The 9,599-nt window shown below is 69.9% G+C and carries 5 protein-coding genes; 4 read left to right on the top strand and 1 reads right to left on the bottom strand.

Annotation, left to right across the window (positions count from 1 at the left end; all coding sequences use genetic code 11):
- The first annotated feature begins 87 nt into the window (after positions 1 to 87).
- Genes RWP81_RS10550 through RWP81_RS10540 form a run of 3 tightly spaced genes read left to right on the top strand, consistent with a single transcriptional unit; the run spans position 88 to position 5,240 of the window.
- On the top strand, positions 88 to 1,392 hold the full coding sequence (locus RWP81_RS10550) for a GNAT family N-acetyltransferase (RefSeq protein ID WP_314455883.1): 1,305 nt from the start codon (positions 88 to 90) through the stop codon (positions 1,390 to 1,392).
- A 36-nt stretch (positions 1,393 to 1,428) separates the two neighbouring features.
- A complete protein-coding gene (locus RWP81_RS10545) occupies positions 1,429 to 3,942 on the top strand; it encodes a DUF2156 domain-containing protein (RefSeq protein ID WP_314455881.1) in 2,514 nt (837 codons plus the stop codon).
- Entirely contained in the window at positions 3,939 to 5,240 is a 1,302-nt protein-coding gene (locus tag RWP81_RS10540; RefSeq protein ID WP_314455879.1) for an esterase, read from the top strand. Before RWP81_RS10545 ends, RWP81_RS10540 begins: the two co-directional genes overlap by 4 nt.
- 122 nt (positions 5,241 to 5,362) lie before the next feature.
- Here RWP81_RS10540 and RWP81_RS10535 read toward each other — a convergent pair whose 3' ends face one another.
- Complete coding sequence (locus RWP81_RS10535; protein ID WP_314455877.1) at positions 5,363 to 9,055, bottom strand: multifunctional oxoglutarate decarboxylase/oxoglutarate dehydrogenase thiamine pyrophosphate-binding subunit/dihydrolipoyllysine-residue succinyltransferase subunit; 3,693 nt, start codon at positions 9,053 to 9,055, stop codon at positions 5,363 to 5,365.
- A 171-nt stretch (positions 9,056 to 9,226) separates the two neighbouring features.
- Here RWP81_RS10535 and RWP81_RS10530 point away from each other — a divergent pair.
- A partial coding sequence (locus RWP81_RS10530) for an IMP dehydrogenase (protein WP_314455875.1) occupies positions 9,227 to 9,599 on the top strand: 373 nt, incomplete at its 3' end.

Genomic DNA, 9,599 nt, shown 5'->3' with positions numbered 1-9,599 from the left:
GCTGACGCGTCTGCGGGCGATCCAAGCCACCCACTGACCCCCGCGGCGCCCCGGGTGGGTGTCGGAGGGGGTCCGTAGGCTGGGGGCATGGCATCCATCGACCCTTTGACCCTGCCCCTCGACCAGACCTCCACCGATGACCTCGCGGCCTCTGGACTCGTCTACGCCCGGGTGGTTGCCGACGGCGACGCGTATCGTCCGTTCCAACGGGCCGTGGCGCGAGGTTTCCTCGGCGGGGAGTCCACGGACGACGAGGCCGAGAACGCCCGCCTGACGCTGCGCACCCGTCGGCTCACCGCGGTCTACGACCGCGACGGGGTGGAGCCCGGGGTGCCCGTGGGCACGGTCGACTCGTGGGCCACCGAGCTCACCACGTCGCCGGGTCGGCAGACCGACCTCTGGGCCATCAGCGCCGTGACGGTGGCGCCGACCCATCGGCGGCGGGGGATCGCCCGGGCGATGCTGGGCGGCGAGCTGCGCACCGCTGCGGCCGCCGGTTTCGCCCTTGCGGGCCTGACGGTGACCGAGGCGACCATCTACGGCCGCTGGGGCTTCTCACCGGCTACCTGGGCCTCCGACGTCGAGATCGACACCGGCCGTGCCCGCTGGACGGGTCCGACCCCGGCGGGACGACTCGACTTCGTCCCGCGTGACGGCCTCGCCGATCGGGTGAGCGCCGTTCACGAGCGCGTGCGGCGGCAGCGCCCCGGGTCGGTTCCCGGGTGGGACGGCCGTTGGCGGGGGATCGCGGGTGTCGCGCCCGGCGATAAAGAAGGCGAGAAGGTGCGCGCCGTGGCCTACCGCGACACCGACGGGATCGAACGCGGCATCGTCGTGTACACGATCGCCGACCGCGACGATTTCGCCGCACACGACCTCTCCGTGCGCGCGCTCTTCGCGGAGTCGCCCGACGCCTATGCCGCCCTGTGGAGGTTCGTCCTCGAGCACGACCTGGTGGGCACGGTGAAGGCCTGGCTGCAGGCGCCCGTGCCGCCGGTGCAGTGGATGGTGGCCGACCGCCGCGCGGTCACCGCGACACTGACCGACCACCAGTGGCTGCGGGTCCTCGACGTGCCGCACGCCCTCGCCTCGCGCGCCTACGCCGCGCCGCTGCGAGTCGCTGTGCGCGTCACCGATCCGCTCGGGTTCGCCGACGGCGCGTGGCGCGCGGTCATCGGCGACGACGGCCAGGCCGTGGTCGAGCCCCTCGCCGACGGCGACCCGGTCGACGTCGAGATGACCGTCAACGCCCTCGGATCCCTCCTGCTCGGCGGTGCGCGCGTCACCGAGCTGGCCGCGGCGGGGATCGCCTCGGGGCACCCCGGCGTCCTCGCGGCGATCGACCGTTCCTTTGCGCCGTCTATGACTCCGCTTCTCGACATCTGGTACTGATGCCCGCCGCCCCGCTCTGCTCGTAGGCTTTCGCCGATGTCCGAAACAGCACCAGCCGCGCCCGGCGCGCGTACGCCCTCGCGCCTGCGGGCGGCGGGTCCCTACCTCCGGCGGTATCTCGCCCGAAATCCCGTCGCCGTCAGTTCGGCCGTCATCGTGGTCGCCGCGGCTGCGGTGACCGGGTCGCTGTGGAACGACGGGGGAGCCCTCGTCTGGGGCGCGGGGCCGTTGGCCACGTTCGCGAGCGGCCGGTGGTGGACGGTTCTCACCGCACTCGTCGTGCCGGACTCGGCTGTCGATGCCGCGGCATCCGTGCTGCTCGCCCTCACGGTGCTCGCCTACGGGGAGCGTCTGCTGGGATCCCGCCGCACGGCGCTGCTGCTGGCCGTGACGGGCGTGGCGGGGCTCCTCGTGGGCATCGGCCTGCACGCCGCGGCCTGGACGGTGACCGACCTCCGCCCCGTCGTGGCGGCGGAAGTCCCCGTGCTCGACCCGACGACACCCATCGCGGGCGCGGTCATGGCGGCCTCGGCGTTCGCGACCACACTGTGGCGGCGTCGTCTGCGCTTGGTGGGCTTCGCGCTGCTCGCCCTCTTCGCCCTGTACGCCGGCGACGCCGACTCCTGGTACCGGCTCACGGCCGCCGCGATCGGCCTCGCGGTCGGTGCCGTCCTCGCCCGGGGCCGCGAGCGGCGGTCGTGGCACCGCAGCTCGACGAGGGAGAGCCGCACGCTGCTGGCACTGCTGGTCGCCGTGGTCGGCAGCGGGCCGATCGTCGCGTTGGTCAGCGGCGGCGGTCGTGGCCCGCTCTCCCTCGTCGTCGACGCCTACACCCAGTACGACGACGAGGTGCTCGCCCAGTGCGGAACGGTCGCGGCGTCAGTGTGCGACGAACAGGTCGCCCTCCTGATGACGCGCGGCGCCGGGCCGGCCCTGTTGGCCATCACCCCGCTCGTCCTGCTGCTGGTGGCGGCGTGGGGGCTGCGACAGGGCCGTCGCGCGGCGTGGGTCGTCGCGGTGTTCGTGCTCGTGGCATCCGCCGTCCTTCCTCTCATCTCCCTCGCCGACGGTCGCCTGCGCATCGACCCCTGGGTCGACGGCAGCGGCGCGGAGTACGTCCTGTGGGCGATCGCGAGCGTGGTCATCCCACTCGTGCTCGCGGCGGCGCTGGTCGTCGCCCGCGCGCGGTTCTCGGTGCGCGCGACGCCGAAGGCCGTGAAGACCGTGGCCGTCGTGCTCGCATCGGCGTTCTTCGTCTGCGCGACGACGCTCTTCGTCGTCGAGGCCATCGGCAAACGCGCGTTCGACCGCGACGTCTCCTTCTTCGATCTTCTCTCGGTGACGTTACGACGGTTCCTGCCGCCCGCGTTCACCCACCCGGGAGGCTCGACCGCGTTCCCCCACAGCGGCCCCGCCCTCTTCGCGTACCAGTGGATCGGCGTGTTGTTCTGGATCATCGTGGTCGCGTCGATCCTGTGGCTCTACCGCCGTGTGCAGCGCCCCGACGCGGGCGACGAGGGCCGGTACCGCGAGCTGCTCCGTCGCGGCAGCGACACCCTCGGTTTCCTGGGCACCTGGGCGGGCAACCGTCACTGGTACTCCGAGGACGGAGAGTGCGCCGTCGCCTATCGGCTCTCCGGCGACGTCGCTCTCGCGGTCGCCGATCCCCTCGCGCCGGTCGGCCGGCGCCCCGAGGCCCTGCGAGGCTTCACCGACTACTGCGTCGAGCACGGGTGGATCCCCGCGTTCTACAGCGTGCACGCGGACACCCTGCACGACCTCGTCGACCTGGGGTGGCGGCACGTGCCGGTCGGCGTCGAGACCGTGATGGATCTACCGGGGCTCACCTTCGCGGGCAAGACCTGGCAGAAGGTGCGTCAGCCCCTCACCCGTGCCGAGCGGGAGGGCTACACGGCCGTCTGGTCGCGGTGGCACGAGCTCACCGTGTCGCAGGCGTCGCAGGTCGTCGCCATCGACGAGGAGTGGGTCGCCGATCGGGCGCTGCCCGAGATGGGCTTCACGCTGGGGTCCCTCGACGAGCTGCGCGACCGAGACGTGCGGCTTCTGCTCGCCGTCGGTCCCGATGAGCGCATCGAGGCGGTCACGAGCTGGATGCCGAGCTGGATCGACGGCGAGATCACGGGGTGGACCCTCGACTTCATGCGACGCCGCACCGACGGTCCGAACGGGATGATGGAGTTCCTCATCGCCAAGGCCGCTCTGCAGCTGCAGGAAGAGGGGGCCACGGTGCTGAGCCTGTCGGGTGCCCCGCTCGCAGACGACCCGGACGAAGCGGTGGAGGGCGATCCCGCGCCGCTGCGGGCGCTGCTGCGATGGCTCGCCGAGGTGCTGGAGCCGGCGTACGGCTTCGCGTCGTTGTTCCGATTCAAGGGCAAGTTCCGCCCGCGGTACCGCCCGCTCGCCCTGGCCTACCGCGACCCGCTGCAGCTGCCGGGCATCGGGGCCGCCGTCGGTCGCGCCTACCTGCCCGACGCCTCGCGACGGGAGATGGTCGCGTTGGCGCGGACAGCGTGGGAGGGGCGTCGGTGAACAGATTCATCCTGTCGCTCGAACTGATCGACTCTCCGCTCCTGCTCGTCAGCGCCGCCGTCGCGGTACTCGCGGTGATCGTCGTGATCGTGCAGCCGCACCGACGCGTCGTCCTCACACTCTCGATCGCGGCCGCGGCGGGGGCCGTGATGTTCGTCGTCGCGAAGATCCTCGAAGCGATGGACACTTTCCAGGGCCCGCTGCCGGGCGCGGCCATCTGGTGGGCGTCCGGAGCGGTCGCCGCCATCGCCGTCGGCATCGTCGGGATCTTCCGCAGCCCCTGGGTGCGACGGGTCGCGGGCGTGGTGACGGTCATCTCGGCGCTTCTCGCCGGCATCCTCGGTGTGAACGCGGCGTACGGAGTGACACACAACCTCGCCGCGATCCTCGGCGTACAGGCACTCGACCCGGCGTCGCTGCCGCAGCAGAGCGCCGCCGCCGGTGATCCCGCGACTCTGTACCAGACATGGCAGCCGCCCGCCGATATGCCCGCGAAGGGATCGGTGAGCGCGCTGACCGGCAGCACCAAGATCCCCACCGGGCAGTACGCCGCACGTGACGCGTCGCTGTATCTTCCCCCCGCGGCGCAGGTCGCGAACCCCCCTGCCCTGCCCCTGCTGGTGTTCATGATGGGTCAGCCCGGCTCGCCCGACCCCACTCCTCTGGCGAAGGCTCTCGACGCGTTCGCCGCCGCGAACAAGGGGCTCGCCCCGATCGCGATCGTGGTCGACCAGCTCACGGCGCCCGATCTCGACCCCACGTGCGTCGACTCCGCGAAGTACGGAGCGGTGGCGACGTACATCAACCAGCTCGTGCCGCAGTGGGCCGGACAGAACCTGAACATCATCACGGACCGCCACTACTGGACGATCGGCGGCTTCTCGAACGGGGGGTCGTGTGCGGCGATGTACGGCTCGCGCTACCCCGACACCTGGGGACAGATGCTCGACGTGATGGGTAACGAGTTCCCGGGCTCGGAGCACGTCGCCCAGACCGTCGCCGACGTGTACAACGGCGATGCGGCGGCGTTCCAGGCCGGCAAGCCGTCGGTCATCATGGGTGCCGCTCCCGCCGGGACCTATGCCGGGCACACGGCGATCTTCACCTGGGGCAGTGCCGACACCACCTACGGCCCCGGGCAACTGTCGAACTCCCAGGCGGCCGGCGCCGCGGGCTTCACGACCTTGACCTACATCGTGGAGGGGGGCGGCCACACGGGCGAGACGCTCGATGCGAGCCTCGCCTGGGCGATCCCGGCGCTCGCGCCCACGCTCGGGCTGGCCGCGCTGCCATCCTGAACCGGGTCGTTCCGGGGAGGCGGACGCAACGTCGTCCCACCCACGGCGGTGTCTGCCTCCGCGCCCCGACGCTACGACGAAAGGCCCGGCCGACGTATCGACCGGGCCTTTCGAGGTGGGGATCAGGTCCCGAGCGCTTCTTTCATGATCGCCGCGTGCTCGTTGGCGTGCACCTTCGGCGAGCCGGTGGCCGTGGAGGCGGCGGACGCACGCGAGATGCGGCGGACCGGGCGACCACCGAGCTGGTCGGCGACTTCGAGAGCGATGAACGGCCACGCACCCTGGTTCTCGGGCTCGTCCTGCACCCACGCCAGTTCGGCGTTCGGGTACTGCGCAAGCACTTGATTGAGCTCGTCGATCGGGGCGGGGTAGTACTGCTCGACCCGCACGAGGGCGATCTCGGGGTTGGGGTTCTTGTCGAGCTCGGCGCGCAGGTCCCAGTGGATCTTGCCGGCGTGCAGGAGCACACGCTTCACGGCACCGCGGTCGATGCCGCGATCGTCGTCGAGCACGGGCTCGAACCGGCCCTGAAGGAAGTTCTCGACCGGGCTCGTCGCGCCGCGCAGACGCAGCATGGCCTTCGGCGTGAACACCACGAGCGGGCGGCGCGGACGCTGGTAGGCCTGACGTCGCAGCAGGTGGAAGTACGACGCGGGGGTCGACGGACGCGCGACGATCATGTTGTCTTGCGCGCACATCTGCAGGTAACGCTCGATGCGTGCCGACGAGTGGTCGGGACCCTGGCCCTCGTAGCCGTGGGGGAGCAGCAGCACGACGCTCGACTGCTGCGCCCACTTCTGGTCGGCTGACGAGATGAACTCGTCGATGACCGACTGGGCGCCGTTGGCGAAGTCGCCGAACTGGGCCTCCCACAGCACGAGCGCGTCGGGGCGCTCGACCGAGTAGCCGTACTCGAATGCCATGGCCGCGTACTCGCTGAGCAGCGAGTCGTACACCCAGAAGCGTCCCTGGTTCTCGCTGAGGTTCGCCAGCGGCAGCCACTCCTGCCCGTTGCTGCGGTCGTGCAGTACCGAGTGGCGCTGCACGAAGGTGCCGCGCCGCGAGTCCTGCCCGGCGAGACGCACCGGGGTGCCTTCCATCAGCACGGAGCCGAAGGCGAGCAGCTCGCCGAACGCCCAGTCGATGTTGCCGTTGCGGCTCATGTCGAAGCGCTTGTCGAGCAACTGCTGCAGCTTGGTGTGCACCGTGAAGCCGTCGGGCTTGTTCACGAAGGCGTCACCGATGTGCTGCACGACTTCGCGCGACACTCCGGTCGTCTCGGGCGCACCCACGGCGGGCTCGTCGGCCGCATCGATCGTGACGACCGGGTTGACGCCCGTCTCGGCCTCGTGCGTGTCGGCGAAGGCCACCTCGAGGCGGTTCTGGAAGTCCTGCTTCGCCTGCTCGTACTCGTCTTCGGTGATGTCACCACGGCCGACGAGAGACTCGGTGTACAACCGGCGGACGGAGCGCTTCGCCTCGATGAGGTTCGTCATCAGCGGCTGCGTCATCGAGGGATCGTCGCCCTCGTTGTGGCCGCGTCGGCGGTAGCAGACCAGGTCGATGACGATGTCGCGGTGGAATTCCTCGCGGTACTGGAATGCGAGCTCGGCCGCGCGGACGACGGCCTCGGGGTCGTCTCCGTTCACGTGCAGGATCGGGGCCTGGATCGTCTTGGCCACGTCCGTGGCGTACACCGAGGTGCGCGCATCGTTCGGCGTGGTGGTGAAGCCGACCTGGTTGTTGACCACGACGTGGATCGTTCCGCCGGTGCGGTACCCGCGCAGCTGCGACATCTGCAGCGTCTCGACCACGACACCCTGGCCCGCGAACGCGGCGTCACCGTGCACGAGGATGGGCAGCCACGAGAAGGTGCCGATGGGTTTGCGGTCCTGCTTGGCGCGGACGATCCCCTCGAGCACGCCGTCGACGGTCTCGAGGTGCGAGGGGTTGGCGGCGAGGTACACGGGCAACTCGTCACCGGCGTCGCCCACGAACGTACCCTCGGTGCCGAGATGGTACTTCACGTCGCCCGAGCCGCGCTTGCTGCCGATGGCGACCGCGCCCTCGAACTCGCGGAAGACGTGACCATAGGTCTTCCCCGCGATGTTGGTGAGGACGTTCAGGCGACCGCGGTGGGCCATACCGATCGCCGCCCCGTCGAGGCCGACCGTGGCCGCGCCCTGCAGGATCTGGTCGAGCAGCGGGATGAGCGACTCGCCGCCCTCGAGGCTGAAGCGCTTCTGACCGACGTACTTGGTCTGCAGGAACGTCTCGAACGCCTCGGCTTGGTTGAGCTTGGACAGGATCCGCAGCTGCTCGTCGTGACCCGGCTTGGTGTATTTGACCTCGACGTTGCGCTGGAACCACTGGCGCTGCACGGGGTCCTGGATGTGCATGTACTCCACACCCATGGTGCGGCAGTACGAGTCGCGCAGCACGCCGAGGATGTCACGGAGCTTGGCGACGCGCTTGCCGCCGAGACCGCCGGTGACGAACTCCCGATCGAGGTCCCAGAACGTGAGGCCGTGCTGCTCGATCTCGAGGTCGGGGTGCGTGCGCTGAACGTACTCGAGCGGGTCGATGTCGGCCATGAGGTGGCCGCGCACGCGGAAGGAGTTGATGAGTTCCTGCACGCGGGCGCTCTTGTCGATGCGCTCGGAGATGTCGACGCTGATGTCGGCGGCCCAGTGAATGGGGGCGTAGGGAATGCGCAGCGCCGAGAAGATGTCGTCGTAGAAGCCGCGCTGCCCGATGAGCAGCTCGTGCACCTTCTTGAGGAACTCGCCCGAGCCCGCACCCTGGATGACGCGGTGGTCGTAGGTGCTCGTCAGGGTGATCGTCTTGCCGATCGCCAGCTCGTTGAGCGTCTTCTCGCTCGCACCCTGGAACTCGGCGGGGTAGTCGAGCGCGCCGGCGCCGATGATGGCGCCCTGGCCGCGCATGAGACGGGGAACGGAATGGACCGTACCGATGCCGCCGGGGTTGGTCAGCGAGACCGTCGTGCCCTGGAAGTCACCGGGGGTGAGCTTGTTGCCGCGGGCTCGGCGCACGAGATCTTCGTACGAGGCGAGGAACTCGCCGAACGTGAGCGTGTCGGCGCGCTTGACGCTCGGCACCAGCAGCGCGCGCGAGCCATCGGGCTTGGGCATGTCGATCGCGATACCGAGATTGACGTGCGCGGGCGCCACCACCGACGGCTTGCCGTCGATCTCGGCGTAGTACACGTTCTGGCTCGGGAACTCCTTCAGCGCCTGGATCAAAGCCCAGCCGATGAGGTGCGTGAAGCTGACCTTGCCGCCGCGCGTGCGGGACATGTGGTTGTTGATGACGATGCGGTTGTCGATCATCAGCTTCGCGGGGATGGTGCGCACGCTCGTGGCGGTGGGCACCGTCAGGGAGTCGTCCATGTTGGACGCCAGTGCCTTCGGCATGCCCTTCAGCACCGTGACGCGATCTTCTTCGGTGCTCTCGGAGCTCGCCGAGGGGACGGCGTTCGGCGCCTGCGCCGGGATCGGCTGCGGCTTGGCGGGCTTTGCGGTGGTGCGCGCCACCGGTGCCTGGCCGACGATCGGGATCGGGGCGGTCACGGGCTTGGGCTCGGAGCCCGCCTGCGCCGGAGGCGCCGAGGGCGGGGGAGCGGCGGCGGAAGACCCGTCGACGACCGGGTGGTACGCCTCCAGGATCGGCCACCAGGCCTTGTCTACGGAGTGCTTGTCGACTTTGAACTGCTCGTAGAGTTCGTCTACGAGCCACTCGTTCGCGCCGAACTCGCCCTCGCTCGAAGTACCGACGCCCGTCACCTGGCTCGACACAGTCGATCGCCTGCTTTCCTCGATGAAGATTCCTGTGGATGCATAGACGTCGCCGTCTGCGCTCGAGCCAGCCTAGCCGAGGTTGCCGAGGGTGACCCGGGCCTTTACGGGGCCTTTACTTTCACATCCCTCACGGGTCGTCCATCCGAATGGTGTGGTGAGGTGGATGCCATGGAGTTCTCCGGTGCCCAGCCCGATGTCGACCTGACGTACTCGGACGTGTTCCTCGTCCCCCGTCATTCCGAGGTGCGCAGCCGCCTCGATGTGGATCTCGCCCCCGCCGACGGGAGCGGGGCGACCCTGCCGCTGGTCTCGGCCAACATGAACTCGGTGACGGGAACGCGGCTCGCCGCGGCCCTCGCGCGTCGGGGCGGGCTCGGCGTTCTCCCGCAGGACCTCGCCCTGCCCGACCTGCTCGACGCGGTCGAGTGGGTCAAGTCGCGGCCGGTCGCCTGGGACGCACCCCTCTTTCTGCATCCCAGCGAGAATGTGTCAGAAGAGAGACTCCTTCTGCCGCCGGGAAACGGTCACGGCATCGTAGTCG

The sequence above is a fragment of the uncultured Microbacterium sp. genome, from assembly GCF_963521695.1.
Classification (GTDB): domain Bacteria; phylum Actinomycetota; class Actinomycetes; order Actinomycetales; family Microbacteriaceae; genus Microbacterium.
The sequence above is the reverse complement of the archived record's forward strand: the minus strand, read 5'-3'. Positions and strand labels throughout refer to the sequence as shown.